We start from the raw sequence: 14,632 nt of genomic DNA on the forward strand, positions 1-14,632 counted from the left end.
GAAAGAAACGCTCTCGGGCGCCATTGTAGGGCCGCAGCGGCCCGACGGTCAAGGGCGGGGGGGGTACGGCGGCTTGACACGCGCGTCCGTGGCGCACATAATCGCGCCTGTCTGATCTGCCGGGTTGTCAGGGGTTGTCTTTATGAGGATGCCCCTCATGAAGCATCCGCGGACGCGGATCGTCTGGTTCGTTCTGGCCGCCGCCGTCGTCGGCGCCGCAGGGTTCGGGCTGTTCCGGGTGGTGTCGCGCAGGCCCGCCACGGGTGCCGACGCGATCCTGGCCGCGTATGACGGGCGTGCGCCGGTCGGGGGGTTGGCGATCTCGTACCCTCTGGACGAGACGGTCTTCCCGCCTGAGATTCCCGCCCCCACGTTCGAGTGGACCGACGAGCAGTCGGGGGCGGACACCTGGCTGGTGCACGTCGAATGCACGGACGGCGGAGAGGCCGTGCAGGCCCTCACCCATGTGCCGCGCTGGGTGCCGTCCGATCGCGAGTGGGAGGCGGTCAAGGACCGCACGTGCGAGCGCGATGCCCGGGTGACCGTCCTGGGCGTCCGGCGTGCCTCGCCGAACAGGATCCGGTCGGCGGCGTCCATGACCTTCCGCACGTCCGAGCATGAAGTGGGCGCGCCGCTGTTCTACCGGGAGATCAACCTGCCGTTCATCGACGCGGTCAAGGACCCGTCGCTCATCCGCTGGCGCTTTGCCGACATCGCCGACAGGGAGCCCCCCGTCGTGCTGGAGGGGCTGCCCGTCTGCGGCAACTGCCATTCGTTCTCGGCCGACGGCCGCGTCCTGGGGATGGACGTGGACTACGCCAACGACAAGGGATCCTACGCGATCGCCGAGGTTCGGGACGAGATCGTGTTCGATCACGGCAACATCATCACGTGGAGCGACTACGATCGGCAGGAGGACGCGGTCACCTTCGGCCTGCTCTCGCAGGTCTCGCCCTGCGGCCGCTACGCGGTGAGCACGGTCAAGGACTGGTCGGTGTTCGTGCCCACGCCCGGGCTGGAGTTCAGCCAACTCTTCTTCCCGGTCAAGGGCATCCTGGTTGTCTATGACCGGGAGACCCAGACCTTCCGGGCACTGCCGGGTGCAGACGATCCCCGGTACGTGCAGAGCAACCCCTGCTGGAGCCCGGACGGGAAGCACATCGTGTTCGCCCGGACCGAGCAGTACACCCTCCGAGCCCCGCGCGGCAAGGTGCTGATGACCGCCGATGACTGCCGCGAGTTCCTGGTCGAGGGCAAGACATTCCTGTTCGACCTCTACCGGATTCCGTTCAACGAGGGCAGGGGAGGCGTGCCCGAGCCGCTGCCGGGCGCGTCTCGGAACGGCATGAGCAACTACTTCGCCCGCTTCTCGCCGGACGGACGGTGGATCGTCTTCTGCAAGTCCCGCAGCTTCATGCTCCTGCAGCCGGACAGCGAACTCTACATCATGCCCGCCGAGGGCGGCGAGCCCCGGCGCATGCGCTGCAACACGAGCCGCATGAACTCGTGGCACTGCTGGTCGCCCAACGGCCGGTGGCTCGTCTTTTCCTCCAAGCGGAACGGCCCCTACACGCAGCTCTTCCTGACGCACGTCGACGAGGACGGAAACGACAGCCCTCCGGTGCTGCTCGCCCACCTGACCGCCCCCGACCGGGCCGCCAACATCCCCGAGTTCGTCAACGCGAGTCCCACGGCGATCCGCGCGATGCGCGAGGACTTCCTGGACAAGGAGTCCTTCCTGCGGGCGGGCGCTCAGCTTGTTCAGACCGGGGACTACGCCATGGCGGAGTCCGCGTTCCGCAGGGCCCTCCAGTTCGACTCCGCCGACCTCGACGCGCTGGTGTCCCTGGGGCTTGCGCTGACCAGCCAGGGCCGATTCGAGGAGGGTGTCGAGTACCTGGAAAGGGCACTGCGGCAGGACCCCGGCAGCGTGGAGGCCTGCACGAACCTGGGCGCCGCGTTCGTCGATCAGGGCGACATCGAACGGGGCCTGCAGTACTACCGTCGGGCCGCCGAACTCGCCCCCGATGAGGCCCGCAGCCATCATAACCTGGCGCTGGTCCTGGACATGCAGGGCGAGCACGAGGAGGCGCTGGCCGCGTTCCGCGAGGCCCTTCGGCGCAAGCCCGGTTACGCGCTCGTGCACAATAACTACGGCATCGCCCTGGCGCGCGCCGGCCGGCTGGACGAGGCCCTCACGCACCACAAGACGGCGTGTGAGCTGGAGCCCCGATCGGCGGCCATCCGCTACAACCTGGGCGCCCTGCTCATGCGCCTCGGCCGTAGCGCCGAGGCTCTGCCCGAGCTGCAGCAGACCGTCGGGCTGGACCCCGCCCACGCGGGCGCGCACGCGGCACTGGCCGAGATCCACTGCTCACAGGGCCGGTTGGACGAGGCGCTGGAGCATCGCCGGGCCGTCGTCAAGACCCAGCCGAAGTCGGCGTCGGCCCGCCATCTGCTCGCCGTCGACCTGGCCGCCGCCGGCCGGCTGGACGACGCCGCCGCCGAGTATCGGGAGGCCATCCGCCTCGATGCCGGCCACGTCGATGCCCGCTTCGGCCTCGCCGCCCTTCTGCGCAAGCAGGGGAAGCTGGACGAGGCCCTGGCTCAATACGAGGCCGCACTCGCGATCCAGACCGGCGACGGCGCCGGAGCGGGCCTGGCCCCTCAGTAGAGCACGGTGGCCAGCTTGCGGCGGTAGGCGTTGGCGAGTTCGCTGCGGGGGCCCGCCAGGGCGAAGACGCGCAGCACCGCCTCCCGGGCCGCCCCGTCGCCGTGGTTCTTGTCCGCCGACAGCACGGTGAGCAGCTCGTCGAGGGCACCCTCGTAGTCCTCCCGGACGACCAGGCAGCAGGCCAGGTCGTAGCGTGCCCCCAGGTCGTCGGGGTCGGCCTCCACCGCCCGGCGGCAGGCCGCCTCGCCGCCCCGTCGCCGGCAGTTCGCCTCGAACTCGAACCGCGCCAGCACGGCCCGGGCCGCCTCGTACTCCTCGGCGTCCTCCTCGATGCGGCCCAGAAGGGCACGCGCCTCGTCCGGGCGCCCCTGCTCGGCCGCGGCGGTGCCCAGTCGCAGCAGGGCGCCGGTGTGGTGCGGGTCCTCCCGGAGTGCCTTCTCGTAGTTCTCGGCCGCCGCCTCGGCCTTGCCCGTTTCGAGTCGGCGGTCGCCCTCGGCCACCAGTTCGTCGGCAACGGACGGCACGGCCGCCGCGACGATTCGCGCCACCTCCGCCTCCGGCAGGGCGCCCATGAACTCGCCCACGATCTGCCCGCCGCGGAATATCTTGACCGTCGGGATGCTCTGGATGCCGAGGCGCATCGCCGCCTCGCGGTCCTGGTCGATGTTCACCTTCGCCAGCACGACCCTGCCGCCGTAACCGACGACGACGCGTTCCAGGATCGGCCCGAGCGAGCGACACGGCCCGCACCACTCGGCCCAGAAGTCCACGACAACGGTCAGGTCCGCCGGCGCGTCCAGCACCCGGCTGTCGAACTGCCCCGGCGGCACGTCAAAGACTGCCTCACGCGTGCGCATGTCTCTGTTCTCTCATCGAGGTCACGGGCGGCCGGCGCGTCCGTCTGCCGGGTGGATTGTCCATTCTACCGTCCGGCGGTGCACGTGCGCACGTGCATGCGCGCGGTGTGGCGGGCGGGGCCGCTGCGTTCGCCGGTGTCCGGCCTGATCGCGCTCGCCGCGATGTCTCTCCCGGCATGGACTCGGGAATTTGCGGATCGACCCTTGCACCGGGCATCCGGATCGTGTAACATGCCTCTATGAAGGACGCTCCCTTGACGCCCTGTGGGGTCATGGCGATGCCATGCGGGGCAGCCTGAAACTCGTTCGACAACTTCCGTGGGCCTCTCGGCTCTCTGTGTCCTCGAGGATCTCCCTCCTCCCGGGACCGCAGGTGCCGGTCAGGTGCTCTTCGGCGGTTCTGGGCGATGCTTCCGTCTGCTCACAGATCAGCAAGCGTGTGAGGCGGGGCGACTTCCGCAACTGCGGGCGCATTCCGCGCATTGAGGCGCGGCGTTCGCAGAAGAGCATCATCAGCAACAAGAGGTTACGTAGATGGCTCAAGGGAAAGTGAAGTGGTTCAGTGATCAGAAGGGCTTCGGGTTCATTACGCCGGACGACGGCAGCAAGGACGTCTTCGTCCACCACAGCTCGATTCAGGGCGGTGGTTTCCGGAGCCTGGCCGAGAACGACGCCGTGACCTACGAGGTGGAGCAGGGCCCCAAGGGCGCCCGGGCCGCCAACGTGGTCAAGCTCTAAGCGCTGATCGCTGAGCCGGCGAATCGCGGCGCCGCCGTGCGGAGGGACACGGCGGCGCCTTCTTCTTGTACCTGCCCCGCGGGGGGGCGCCTCCGATGCACCGGACCGTCGCGTCCTGCGGGCAGCCCACGGGTTCGCGCGGTTTCGGTTGCCGCCCACGGCGCAGGGGTGTACACTCGGCGTGTCCTTCACCGAGGAGGGTCCGGCTGTGGGGATGCGCGCGCTTGTCGCCATGGTGGCCTGGGTCGGGTTGGCGGCGTTGTTGTCCGGTTGCGTGGAGCCGGCGGGCCGCCCGCCGACGTCCGTCTCCTCGGGCAGCCGTCTGAAGCCCTCGGGCAGCCGCCTCAAGCCGGGCGCAACGGGCCAGCTGCGCGGCCGGCGGCGCTTCCCGGACGGGCAGCAGGGGGGCGTTCCCTACAGCCCCACGCCCTACGGCCTGGTGGACCAGGAGAGCCACGACGAACTGGCCCATGCCCTCGCCCGGGTCGACCACCGGCCGGCGGCCTCCATGCGGCGCCGCCTGGAGGAGTTCAACGTCCTCAAATACGCCTTCGTCGACCCGCAGACGGGCGAGGTCGTGCTCCTGGGCGAGTACGATCCCCGCTACGCCACCGGGCCGATCCCTTACCGGGACCTCCTGGCCGATGCCCTGCGCGATCCCTACCCGACGTTCTCGCTGGCCTACGAGCCGGACAATCCCGACAACATGCGCATCGCCCGCATGCTGGACGCGGACCTGACGCGCGTCAGCCGGGACGACGCGTTCGGGCTGGAGTGGATGCAGCGGCTCTTCTGGCCGGTCATGGACTCGCGCGCGCAGACGGTCGAGCGCCGGCTCCTGGAGAAGCGTCTGAAGGAGGAGTTCGACGTCACGGCCGATGACTTCGCCCTGCACTGGGGCCGCGTGCGGCGCAAGGCGACCAACTTCGCCAGCGAGGAGGAGTACCGCACGGTCCGCCGCGTCGTCGCCAATCTGATGGCCAGAGGCGGCATCCCTTCCGCCATCGGCAACGGGTTCATCGCGGTCAAGTGGATGCAGGAGAACCCGACCCCGGAGGCGGCCGTCGAGGGCTACGGGCTGCTCGGGACGCTCGACAAGTACAACGACATCTACAGCAGGGCACACGCGGGGCAGATCGACCTGGACACGGCCACGCTGCTGCTGGCGGCGGCGGCCCACGAACCGATCCTCCGCGCGCTCGGAGTGCCCGAGCCGGAGATCCGGCGCCTCATGGACGGGCTGCTGATCCCGCCCCGCCAATCGGGGCACGTGCCGCAGTCCTATGTGCGCGACCTCATCAACGAGAAGTGGAACGACGTGGCCACGCGGACGCTGATCAGGCACGTCTTCCACGGCTTCCGGTTCTCCAACGGCTACCTGAGCGCCATGTACTCCGTGCCGCCCGTCACCTCGGGCGTCCGGCTCGGCGGCAATCCGCCCGACTCCCCGCTGATGCGCGCGTTCTTCGACGCGGACTACGCGCTCAAGTACATCACCTCCGCCGCCCCGGGCGGGGAGGCGCTGCCCGACGACATGAGCTTCCATCAGTACCTGGCCGATCGGGCCGCTGCCGCCGGGCGAGTCGGGCGGCTCCCGGCGGCGGGCGTCAACCGTTATTGGATCGGCCCCGGGCGGGTCGTGATGGACGACCTGGGCGCCTCCACCGGCGTGCGTTTCCGGTCCGCCGACGTGCGGATCATGGCCGAGCCGCTGGAGAGCCGGGGCTCGGACGCCGCCGGCGACGGGTTCTTCCGGCAGGCGCTGGACGGCTATGCCGGCGCTCTGACCTCCGCCTATGACGACTGTGCCCGCCAGTACCCGTCTCTGCACGTTCTGCGGGAGTCCGAGAAGGTCCTGGCCCTTGCACGCTGGGTCCGCCGCGGCGGCCTCCGCGTCGACCTCGGTGCCACCGGCCGGGCCGCACGCCCCGTGCCCGAGCGGGTCGAGGGGTTCTGGGGCCTGACCTACCTCGTCGCTCCCGCGGGGGACACCGATACGATGGTGTTCTGGATGCAGGGCGGCATCACCTTCGACGAGGAGCAGGGCGAGGGGTGGATCGTCCTCGAACCCGCCCCGGCGGTTGAACGCGACGTCCTGCAGTGCCTGGCGGCGAGCACGGTGCTGGCGGAGCAGGCCTCGGCCGCCGCCCTGGGGGGCGACCTGGAGGCCGCGCGCGACCTGGCGGAGAAGAGCGCGCAGGCGATGATCGGCAACATCGACCTGGCCGCTCTGCCCGTCCCGGTTGCCGTGCCGGTCGGGGTGGAGAGGCCGGCCGATGCGCCGTCCGCCGCCCAGCAGGCCGCCGTGACCTCGGCGGCCATCGGCACCGTGGAGGCCCACGTCGCGTCGGCAGGCGAGGCCCGGACCGAACTGGCCGCCGCGCAGGCCCGGCGGGACCAGGACCCCGCCGGCTACCAGCGGGCGCTCGAAGCCTCCCGGGCTTCGGAGGAGAGCGCACGGCGGAATCTGGAGCGGCTGAACGACCTCCTGGACGCCTACCGCAGCGAGCCCGTCAGCCTGCCCGACCTGCCTGCCCGTATCGCTGCCCTGCAGCCGGGCACCGTTCCCGCAGCCGCAGCCGCAGCCGCAGCCGCAGCCGAGCCTGCGGCCGCAGCCGAGCCCGCAGCCGTGGAGGACTGGACGGCCCGGCAGGCCCGCCTGGTGGCCGAACTGGAGCGGACTGAGCGGGAGATCGCCGCCACGCAGCAGGCCCTCATGCGACTGAACGACTCCATCATGGCCGATCGCGCGCAGTTCGCCGAGTGGGAGGCGGCCGCCGGCGACGGCTTCGACCGATGCGTGCGCATGGCGGCCGACACGGCCATCGACTTCGGAGCGGGCGCCCTGGCCGACCGCTACCGGGAGATCGAGGATCTGGCCCGCAAGCTGCCCGACCGGCCCGAGACGCTGATCGAACGGTATCGTCTCCTGGCGTCGCTGTCGAGGCGGCTGACCGAGGCGAAGGCGGCCTCCGACCTGGCCGGGCTGGCCGAACGCGAGGACACCACCGTGGCGGAGATGTTCGAGACGCTCCGCGACGGAATCGGGCAGATATCGGGTCTGCTGGGCCTTGATCGAACCGTGCCGGGGGCGTTCTGGAAGTACACCTCACTGGCCGCGGACATGGCCTACAACCTGACGGAACTCCGCCTCGGCTGGCAGAACGTCGGCCGGCTGGAGGAGAGCAACGTCCGATATGCCGAGGCCGTCCGTACGCTCGGCGAACGCATGCGCAGCCTCGTGGAGCGGCACAGAGAGCTGCGCAGGAGGATCGAGGAGGGGGAGGCGGTGGAGTTCGGCGGGTAGGTCGCTCAGTGGAACTCGGCCCGCACGCCGCTGCGGTCGTGCCACGACACGTCCATGCGGCAGCCGAACACGGCCGCGATCGCGTCGGCCGTCAGGACGTCCCCGGGGCGACCCTCGGCGACGACCGTGCCCTCGTTCAGGAGCACGGCGTGGTCCACGAACATGGGCGCCACGAGGATGTCGTGGGCGATGATCAGGATGGCCTGGCCGCGCCGGGCCCAGGTGCGGGTCAGGCGGTAGAGTTCCAACTGGTGGGCCACGTCCAGATGCGTGGCCGGCTCGTCCAGAAGGAACACGCGGCCCTGCTGGGCCAGTGCGCGCGCGATGACCACCCGCCGGCGTTCGCCGCCGCTGAGTTGGTCGAACCGGCGGTCCGCCAGATGGGAGGCGCCGACCTCGGCCAGGGCGGCGGCGGCGATGCGCCGATCCTCATCCGACTCTCCGCCCCAGAGGCCGCCGTGCGCGTAGCGGCCCAGCAGCACCACCTCGCCGGCCGTGAACGGCACGGCCGAGGAGGAATCCTGCGGCACGACCGCCACGTGGCGCGCGACCTCGCGCGGCGGCATGTCGCGGATCGGCCGGCCGTCCAGGCACACGCGGCCTGACTGCGGCCGCAGTGCCCCGTTCATGCAGCGGAGCAGCGTGCTCTTGCCGCCGCCGTTCGGCCCGAACAGCCCCGTGACGACACCGGGCCGCAGTTCGACGGTCACGCCTCGGAGGGTCGGCGCCGAACGGTCGTAGGCGAATGTAATGCTCTCCGCCCGCAGGATCATGCCCCCGACCTCCCGGCGGCGCGCCGCTGCAGGATCCACAGGAACACGGGCGCGCCGACCAGCGAGGTCAGTATGCCCACGGGCACCTCCGTCGGCGCGGCCACCGTGCGGGCCAGGGTGTCCGCCGCCACCAGCAGGAGCGCGCCCCCGACGGCGGCCAGGGGCACCAGGCGGCGGTGGTCCCCGCCCACGGCCCGCCTCAGCACGTGCGGCACCACCAGCCCCACGAACCCGATCACCCCCGCGATGCTGACCGCCACGGCGGTGCTGACGGCGATGGTGGCGAGCAGGACGGCCTGGAGACGCCGCACCCGCACGCCGAGGTCATGGGCCGAGCGTTCGCCCAGCAGGGCCACGTTCATGGCCGGCGCCAGTGCCAGCAGCGTCATCAGCGTGGCCGCCGCCACCGGCAGCATGAGCAGCACGTCGCGCCGGCCCGCACGCCAGAAGCCGCCCATGAGCCAGAACACGAGCGTCTGAAGCCGCTCGCCGGCCAGGTAGAGCGAGCCGGACGTCAGGGACGAGCAGAGGGCGCCGATCGCGATCCCGGCCAGCAGCAGGCTGTGCCCGAAGCTGTCGCCGCGCCGGCCCAGGGCAAAGACGATGCCCGTCACCGCCAGGCCGGTCGCGATGCTGAACGCCGGCAGGGCGGCATAGGGCACCGCCGGGAACCGTCCGATCAGCAGCATGCCGGCCACCGCCCCGAGCGCCGAGCCGCTCGATATGCCCGCCACGTAGGGGCTGGCCAGCGGGTTGCGGAAGAGTGTCTGCGCGGCCAGCCCCGCCAGGGCCAGCGTCGCTCCCACCGCGGCCGCTACCAGCACGCGGGGCAGCCGCGAGCCGAGCAGGATGCGGTCCACAAAGTCCCCGCTCGGCCCCCGCCACAGCGCGCGGGCGCAGCGCGAGAGCACCTCGCCCGGCCCGATGGCCACGCTGCCCGTGCACAACGCGTGCAGCACGGCCGCGCCGAGCAGAACGAGCAGGATGGCTAACAGCCGCCGTGAGGCCGCCGAGGGGCGCATGGACCGTCTCCGAAGGGCGTTCTACGCGATGCGCCGCACGTCGAACCGGTCGTCGCGCTTCGAGAGACTCAGGGCCTCCGAGCTGTCCAGCCGCGAGGATGCGACGTTCGCCAGGTGCCTGCGCGACGCCGCGACCGCCCGGTCGACCTGCTCGGCCGTGGGGCGGGCATACGGCTGCCCGGGCACGGGGATGTAGCCCATGATGTGGAACGGGATCTCCGGGCTGAGGCCCGCCAGCCAGGCCGCGATGGCCTCGACCTGGTCGACGTCCACCAGGCCGGGCACGAACACGACGTTGGCCCGCATGTCCAGCCCCGCATCGACGGCCGCCGCGAAGTTGTCGAAGATCAGCGCCTTCGGCCGCCCGGTGTACTGCAGGTGCACCCCCTCATCCCAGGCCTTCAGGCCCACGTTGGCGGCGTCCAGGTTGGGCAGCGGCAGCCGGCTGCCGTTCGTGTGCCCCAGGGCGGTGCGCACTCCCAGCGTCCGCCGGGCGAACTCCAGAACGGCCGGCAGGTCCGGGGCCACCGTGGGCTCGCCGCCCATGAAGTTCACGCGGTCCACGTCCACACTCGAAAGGGCGTTGCAGACCTCCTCCAGGGACAGGAAGCGCTCCGGCGCCGGATACGCGTGCCCGGGCCGGCCGTCGGGGCCGCTGCGCAGCTTGTAGCTGCAGATCGGGCAGCGGAAGGTGCAGCCGTAGTTGTGTACCGTGGCGAACCGGTGCTTCTCGTTGTGCGTGATCTTGTAGAATGCCAATCTTCCGTTACCTTTCCGGGAGAGCCCCGTCGTGGATGATGGCCCGCAGTCCCGCGACGGACTCGGGCAGCCCGCCGCCGGCCACAAGCCAGTAGCGGGGGATGGGGTGGACGCGGCCCGAACGGACCGCGGAGATCGCCTCCATGCCGTTGCGGCGGCGGAGCGACTCGACCGTGGCGAACTCGTCGACGAACAGGATCACGTCCGGGTCCGCCCCGATCAGGTGCTCGGGCGAGAGCAGCGATCCCCCGCCCGCCGCGGCGGCCACGTTGGCGCCGCCGGCCAGCGCCAGCAGGTCGTCCATGTAGCTGCCGGCCCCCGCCGTCTTGAACGGGCCGTAGAGTTCCAGGTAGACCGACGGGGCCGGTTCCGCCGGCCTCTCCTGCGCCTGCCGCAGGTAGCCGGTCACCCGGTCCGCAAGCCCGGCAGCCTCCTGCTCGCGCGCGATGCACCGCCCGATCAACGTGATCACGGCCGGCACGTCGGCCGCCCGGCCGCTGGTGATCCGCACCGCCGGCACGCCCAGCCTGTCCAGGACCGCCGCCACGTCGTCCTGATACCACCAGATGAACGCCAGGTCGACGCCCCGGGCGACGACGTGCTCCGGCGAGATCGCGCTGCCGCGCCCCATGACGACGGCGTCCGCCGTGCCGGGCACGATGCGGCTGTACTCGTCGATGCCCGCCAGCGAAGCGCCGGCGCCCAGCCGGACGATGGCGTCCGTGGCCGACGTGCACAGGCTCAGTATCCGCTCCGGCCGGGCGGGGATGGAGACGGTCCGCCCCGTCATGTCCACAATGGGTCGGCGTTCCCGCACTGCCGGTGCGGGCTCGGGCCGGGCGGCCAGGCGGACGCCGGCGGCCGTCAGCAGCAGGGCGGCCGCTGCGACGAGGCTGATCTGGGCCCGGCTGCTCATTCCTCTTCGTCCGGATCCTCTTCGGGAGGCGAACTCATCGACACGTCCCAGTCGAACTGCGTGGTGATCGTCTTGCGCGCGACGTGTCCGTCGCAGAACAGAGCGTTGAAGCTGTCCCCCGCGTGGCGATAGTCCACGTACTGGACCGGGTGCTGGAAGCTCGATCCGCTCCCGACGTAGTAGTGGCCCGGCGTGCAGTCGGCGAGCAGTATCTTCGCGGAAGCCGCGCGGACCTTCGGCAGCCTCACGCCGTACCAGAAGCAGTAGGCCTTGCCCGCGAAGTTGTACGTGTTCATGCCGAAGCTCAGCTTGATGCTCGGATCCCAGGTCAGAGGAATCTGCTCGGGGTCCTCGGGGCACATGAAGACACCGAGCTGGTCATCCACGTACGGCTTCACGATGTCCATCCACCGGCGCGTCGAGCTGACCCAGATCCGCGGGTAGGTCCCGCGGTCCGCCACGTGCATCACCATGCCGACGCCCAACTGGCGCTGGTTGCTCGCACATTGCGTCTGCAGAGCGCGCCGCCGTCCGCTCACCAGGGCCGGGACCAGCAGGCCGACCAGGATCGCGATGATCGCGATGACGACCATGAGTTCGATCAGGGTGAACGCGGCGATGGCTCTGGCCGGCCGACTCATCGGGGAACGCATCAGTGACTCCTCATTGGGGCACGAACCGGCGGCCGCTTCGGGCGAGGACGCCCGTGCGTGCGTAGCATGATCTTCAAAAACATGATACGCATCGGCCGGCCCGTCGTCAAATGCACCGGGGTCTTTTGTGGCGGGCGGGGACACGCCACCCTCTCGGAGGGCAGCGCCGGCCGGGCTGCTCGTGCAGGCTCTGAGCCGCGTGCGGTGGCAGCCCATGAACAGCGTTGCAGGGAACCGAGAACGCCCTCCCTGGGCGGGTGCCCGGTGTGGTGACGACAGGGGGGCCTTGCGGTTGCCTTTGTGGATTGGACACGGCAGGCCGTTGCGCGCATAATGGCTTCACACTATCGAGAGGACGTCGCCATGGTCCTTCGCCTGGTCGGGTCTGCTGCGCTCGTGATTCTGGCTCTGGCGCTCCTCTGTCCGGGAGCCGTTTGGGCCGATGACGGTCCGCCTGGCTCTGATCTGACGGGAGTGGACGCTTCCGCAGTGGAGCGGGCGGCCCTGCGGGAGCAGATCACCGGGAGCCAGGCCGGCGCCAAGGTGGTCAACGGCCCGCAGACGCGGCGAGCGCCCATCGAGGAGATGCGCATACCGGCGGGCTTCCGTGCGGCGGCGGAGACGGCGGCGGAGCCGTACACGGACACCGGCTGGGCGAAGGAGATCGTGCACGAGGCGACCGGCATCGAGTTGGCCTTCATCCCGGTGGGCGAGTTCATGATGGGCAGCCGGATAGACGAAGCGGACAGGTACGACGACGAAGGCCCTCAGCACCGTGTGCGGATCACGAAGCCGTTCTACATGGGCAAGTACGAGGTGACGCAGACCCAGTGGCAGCAGGTGATGGGCAACAACCCGAGCAACTTCAAGGACGATGGGCGGTTGCCGGTGGAGACGGTCTCCTGGGACGACATCCAGGGCTTCCTGAGCAGGGCGGGGGACGGGTTGCGGCTGCCGACGGAGGCGGAGTGGGAGTACGCCTGCCGGGCGGGGACGCCCACGCCCTTCCACTTCGGCAGCACGATCAGCACGAGCCAGGCGAACTACGACGGCGACTACGCCTACCGCTCCCGTTCGAGGGGCGTGTACCGCGAGAAGACGATGCCTGTCGGCAGCTTCTCACCGAACGCCTGGGGCCTCTACGACATGCATGGGAACGTCTGGGAGTGGTGTGCGGACTGGTACGGAGAGAGCTACTACGGCCAGAGGCGGCGGGCGGACCTGCAGGGCCCCGCGAGCGGGCAGTATCGCGTGTTGCGGGGCGGGTCGTGGTGCGACCTCCCGAACTGCGTGCGTTCGGCGGTCCGCAACAGGAACGTCCCCACGCTCCGGCGCTCGTACTTCGGATTCCGTGTTGTCCTGGTCCCCGAGCAGTCCGTCGTTCCGTGAGTCCGAGCGCACTGCCGGCCGTGCGTCTGCGGTCGGCAACGCGCTCGCACGTGAACTGCGCAAGGCTCGGCGCTCATTGCCAGGCTCTCGGAAACCTGGCATGACCGCCAAGCGCCCTTCACACAAGAGGCCCTGGACGCCTGGACCCGCGACGTGCTCGGCACCGTCGACCTGGCTGACCCGCTGTCGGCGGAACCCGAGAGGCAATCCGGCGGAAAAGGCTGTCGTGTTCGCACTGGGCGCGACTGCCGACGGGGAGCAAGCTTACCGCCCCGGCGAAACAGAGCTTGACTTCCCATCGTACGGATGGTACAAGACGTACGTTACGTAAGGATAGGAGCATTTGCCGTGACCCGACTACCGATTACCGAAGCGCGCGATCACCTGGCCGACCTGGGCAACCGCGTCGCCCTGCGCGGCGAGCGCATCGTTGTTGAGCGCCGGGGCAGGAGCCTCTTCGCCCTGGTGCCCATGGAAGACGTGGACCTCCTGGAGCGGATGGAAGACGAGTGGGACCTTGAAGCCGTCCGCGAGCGGCTGAACGAGCCTGCGCGCCCCTTCGCCAGGGTCAAGAAGGAACTCGGCCTGTAGATGGCCTACCGCGTCGAGATCAAGGCTTCCGCCATCAAGGAGATTGCGGCGCTGCCCAAACGCGAGCGACGCCGCGTCATTTCCGCCATTGAAGCCCTGGCCGACGACCCCCGCCCCGAAGGCACCCGCAAGCTCACCGGCGCCGAAGACGCCTATCGCGTGCGCGTCGGCGACTACCGCATTGTCTATCTGATACGTGACGACGTGCTGACAGTCTTCGTTGTCCGCGTAAGGCACCGCAGAGACGTTTACCGTCGAAGGTAGCCCACGCCCTCCCGCTTGAGAACCGGCCCCGCGTTCCGTATCATCCTGTCACGTTCCGGCACGTCCGGGTGGCCGGCGTCAAACCGCCTCGGCGCCTGCCGTGTCCGGGCCGAGTTACGCCCGGTCGAGGGGAAGGCAACATGCCCGACCGAAGCGCAATCCTGGCGGCACTGAAGAACTTAGCCGCCGTCGCCGCAGAGCCGTTAAGCTGAAGCAAGGAACCCATGCGGACGAGCTGTTGCTGTGCCGATTCCTTGAGTCGAAGTGTGTCTCCGGGCCACTGTAGAAGTCACCGACGCAGACGAGCGGTCGCCTCTGTTCTGGCCCCCGCACGGGGAGTGATAGGATGGTCTTGAAAATGAGCAAAGAAAGGAAAGACTCTGAGCGTTTTCCGCTGCACGCTGTGGGCGGGCTACACGTAGCAGCCCGCTGAAAAAGCCGCTTGACAGTGGCGGTATAATAACGGTGGCTCGAGAAAGGATTGCACAGAATGTCGATGCGCAAGCGAAGCGGGCAGCGGCAGCAGGACCTGTGGGTCCCCACCGCGAAGATGCCGCAAGCACCCGGCCACCCGTTCTACCGCAAGCTCAATCAGCTCCTGGCCCGGCATGGATTCGACGACTTCGTCGAAGGGCTGTGCGCGAAGTTCTACCACGACTCGCTCGGCCGGCCTTCGATCCCCCCGGGCG

Annotated in this window: 13 protein-coding genes; 7 read left to right on the forward strand and 6 right to left on the reverse strand. The window is 69.9% G+C overall.

What is annotated here, in order from left to right; genetic code table 11:
* Positions 1-157: 157 nt before the first annotated feature.
* A complete protein-coding gene (locus GXY85_07535) occupies positions 158-2,674 on the forward strand; it encodes a tetratricopeptide repeat protein (protein ID NLW50684.1) in 2,517 nt (838 codons plus the stop codon).
* Here GXY85_07535 and GXY85_07540 read toward each other — a convergent pair.
* A complete protein-coding gene (locus GXY85_07540) occupies positions 2,668-3,531 on the reverse strand; it encodes a tetratricopeptide repeat protein (protein NLW50685.1) in 864 nt (287 codons plus the stop codon). The genes GXY85_07535 and GXY85_07540 overlap by 7 nt on opposite strands.
* A gap of 534 nt (positions 3,532-4,065) precedes the next feature.
* Here GXY85_07540 and GXY85_07545 point away from each other — a divergent pair.
* Both GXY85_07545 and GXY85_07550 read left to right on the forward strand, forming a co-directional pair.
* Positions 4,066-4,269: a cold-shock protein gene (locus GXY85_07545; GenBank protein NLW50686.1), complete on the forward strand. Its 204-nt coding sequence runs from the start codon at positions 4,066-4,068 to the stop codon at positions 4,267-4,269.
* 208 nt (positions 4,270-4,477) lie between these two features.
* Positions 4,478-7,576 carry a hypothetical protein gene (locus tag GXY85_07550; GenBank protein NLW50687.1) on the forward strand — a complete coding sequence of 1,033 codons (3,099 nt, stop codon included), beginning with the start codon at positions 4,478-4,480 and terminating at the stop codon, positions 7,574-7,576.
* A gap of 5 nt (positions 7,577-7,581) precedes the next feature.
* Here GXY85_07550 and GXY85_07555 read toward each other — a convergent pair whose 3' ends face one another.
* From GXY85_07555 to GXY85_07575, 5 genes are read right to left on the reverse strand one after another with little or no spacing between them, the layout of a single operon-like run.
* On the reverse strand, positions 7,582-8,349 hold the full coding sequence (locus GXY85_07555) for an ABC transporter ATP-binding protein (GenBank protein NLW50688.1): 768 nt from the start codon (positions 8,347-8,349) through the stop codon (positions 7,582-7,584).
* Entirely contained in the window at positions 8,346-9,371 is a 1,026-nt protein-coding gene (locus tag GXY85_07560; GenBank protein NLW50689.1) for an iron ABC transporter permease, read from the reverse strand. The genes GXY85_07555 and GXY85_07560 overlap by 4 nt, the downstream gene beginning before the upstream one ends.
* 21 nt (positions 9,372-9,392) lie before the next feature.
* Positions 9,393-10,130 (reverse strand): radical SAM protein, encoded by a 738-nt coding sequence (locus GXY85_07565; protein NLW50690.1) that lies wholly within the window; start codon positions 10,128-10,130, stop codon positions 9,393-9,395.
* Between the two features lie 7 nt (positions 10,131-10,137).
* The gene (locus GXY85_07570; protein ID NLW50691.1) at positions 10,138-11,046 is read right to left on the reverse strand and encodes an ABC transporter substrate-binding protein; all 909 of its coding nucleotides are present in this window, start codon (positions 11,044-11,046) and stop codon (positions 10,138-10,140) included.
* Positions 11,043-11,699 carry a type II secretion system protein gene (locus GXY85_07575; protein ID NLW50692.1) on the reverse strand — a complete coding sequence of 219 codons (657 nt, stop codon included), beginning with the start codon at positions 11,697-11,699 and terminating at the stop codon, positions 11,043-11,045. The genes GXY85_07570 and GXY85_07575 overlap by 4 nt, the downstream gene beginning before the upstream one ends.
* 333 nt (positions 11,700-12,032) lie before the next feature.
* Here GXY85_07575 and GXY85_07580 point away from each other — a divergent pair, with 333 nt between their 5' ends.
* From GXY85_07580 to GXY85_07595, 4 genes are all read left to right on the forward strand, one after another.
* Positions 12,033-13,088 (forward strand): formylglycine-generating enzyme family protein, encoded by a 1,056-nt coding sequence (locus GXY85_07580; protein ID NLW50693.1) that lies wholly within the window; start codon positions 12,033-12,035, stop codon positions 13,086-13,088.
* Positions 13,089-13,394: 306 nt separating this feature from the next.
* On the forward strand, positions 13,395-13,679 hold the full coding sequence (locus tag GXY85_07585; protein ID NLW50694.1) for a type II toxin-antitoxin system Phd/YefM family antitoxin: 285 nt from the start codon (positions 13,395-13,397) through the stop codon (positions 13,677-13,679).
* Positions 13,680-13,943, forward strand: a complete 264-nt coding sequence (locus GXY85_07590) for a type II toxin-antitoxin system RelE/ParE family toxin (GenBank protein ID NLW50695.1) — start codon at positions 13,680-13,682, stop codon at positions 13,941-13,943.
* Positions 13,944-14,433: 490 nt separating this feature from the next.
* Positions 14,434-14,632: DDE transposase (locus GXY85_07595; GenBank protein NLW50696.1), on the forward strand; the 199-nt coding region annotated here is incomplete at its 3' end.

It is taken from the genome of Candidatus Brocadiaceae bacterium (genome assembly GCA_012728835.1).
In the GTDB taxonomy this organism is placed as follows: Bacteria; Planctomycetota; Brocadiia; order SM23-32; family SM23-32; genus JAAYEJ01.

Excerpts from the sequence above, each read along its gene's own strand:
- GXY85_07570 (NLW50691.1), bottom strand. The coding sequence starts at position 11,046 with ATGAGCAGCCGGGCCCAGATCAGCCTCGTCGCAGCGGCCGCCCTGCTG.
- GXY85_07545 (NLW50686.1), top strand. The coding sequence starts at position 4,066 with ATGGCTCAAGGGAAAGTGAAGTGGTTCAGTGATCAGAAGGGCTTCGGG.
- GXY85_07555 (NLW50688.1), bottom strand. The coding sequence starts at position 8,349 with ATGATCCTGCGGGCGGAGAGCATTACATTCGCCTACGACCGTTCGGCG.
- GXY85_07590 (NLW50695.1), top strand. The coding sequence starts at position 13,680 with ATGGCCTACCGCGTCGAGATCAAGGCTTCCGCCATCAAGGAGATTGCG.
- GXY85_07560 (NLW50689.1), bottom strand. The coding sequence starts at position 9,371 with ATGCGCCCCTCGGCGGCCTCACGGCGGCTGTTAGCCATCCTGCTCGTT.
- GXY85_07580 (NLW50693.1), top strand. The coding sequence starts at position 12,033 with ATGGCTTCACACTATCGAGAGGACGTCGCCATGGTCCTTCGCCTGGTC.
- GXY85_07585 (NLW50694.1), top strand. The coding sequence starts at position 13,395 with ATGGTACAAGACGTACGTTACGTAAGGATAGGAGCATTTGCCGTGACC.
- GXY85_07575 (NLW50692.1), bottom strand. The coding sequence starts at position 11,699 with ATGCGTTCCCCGATGAGTCGGCCGGCCAGAGCCATCGCCGCGTTCACC.
- GXY85_07540 (NLW50685.1), bottom strand. The coding sequence starts at position 3,531 with ATGCGCACGCGTGAGGCAGTCTTTGACGTGCCGCCGGGGCAGTTCGAC.
- GXY85_07535 (NLW50684.1), top strand. The coding sequence starts at position 158 with ATGAAGCATCCGCGGACGCGGATCGTCTGGTTCGTTCTGGCCGCCGCC.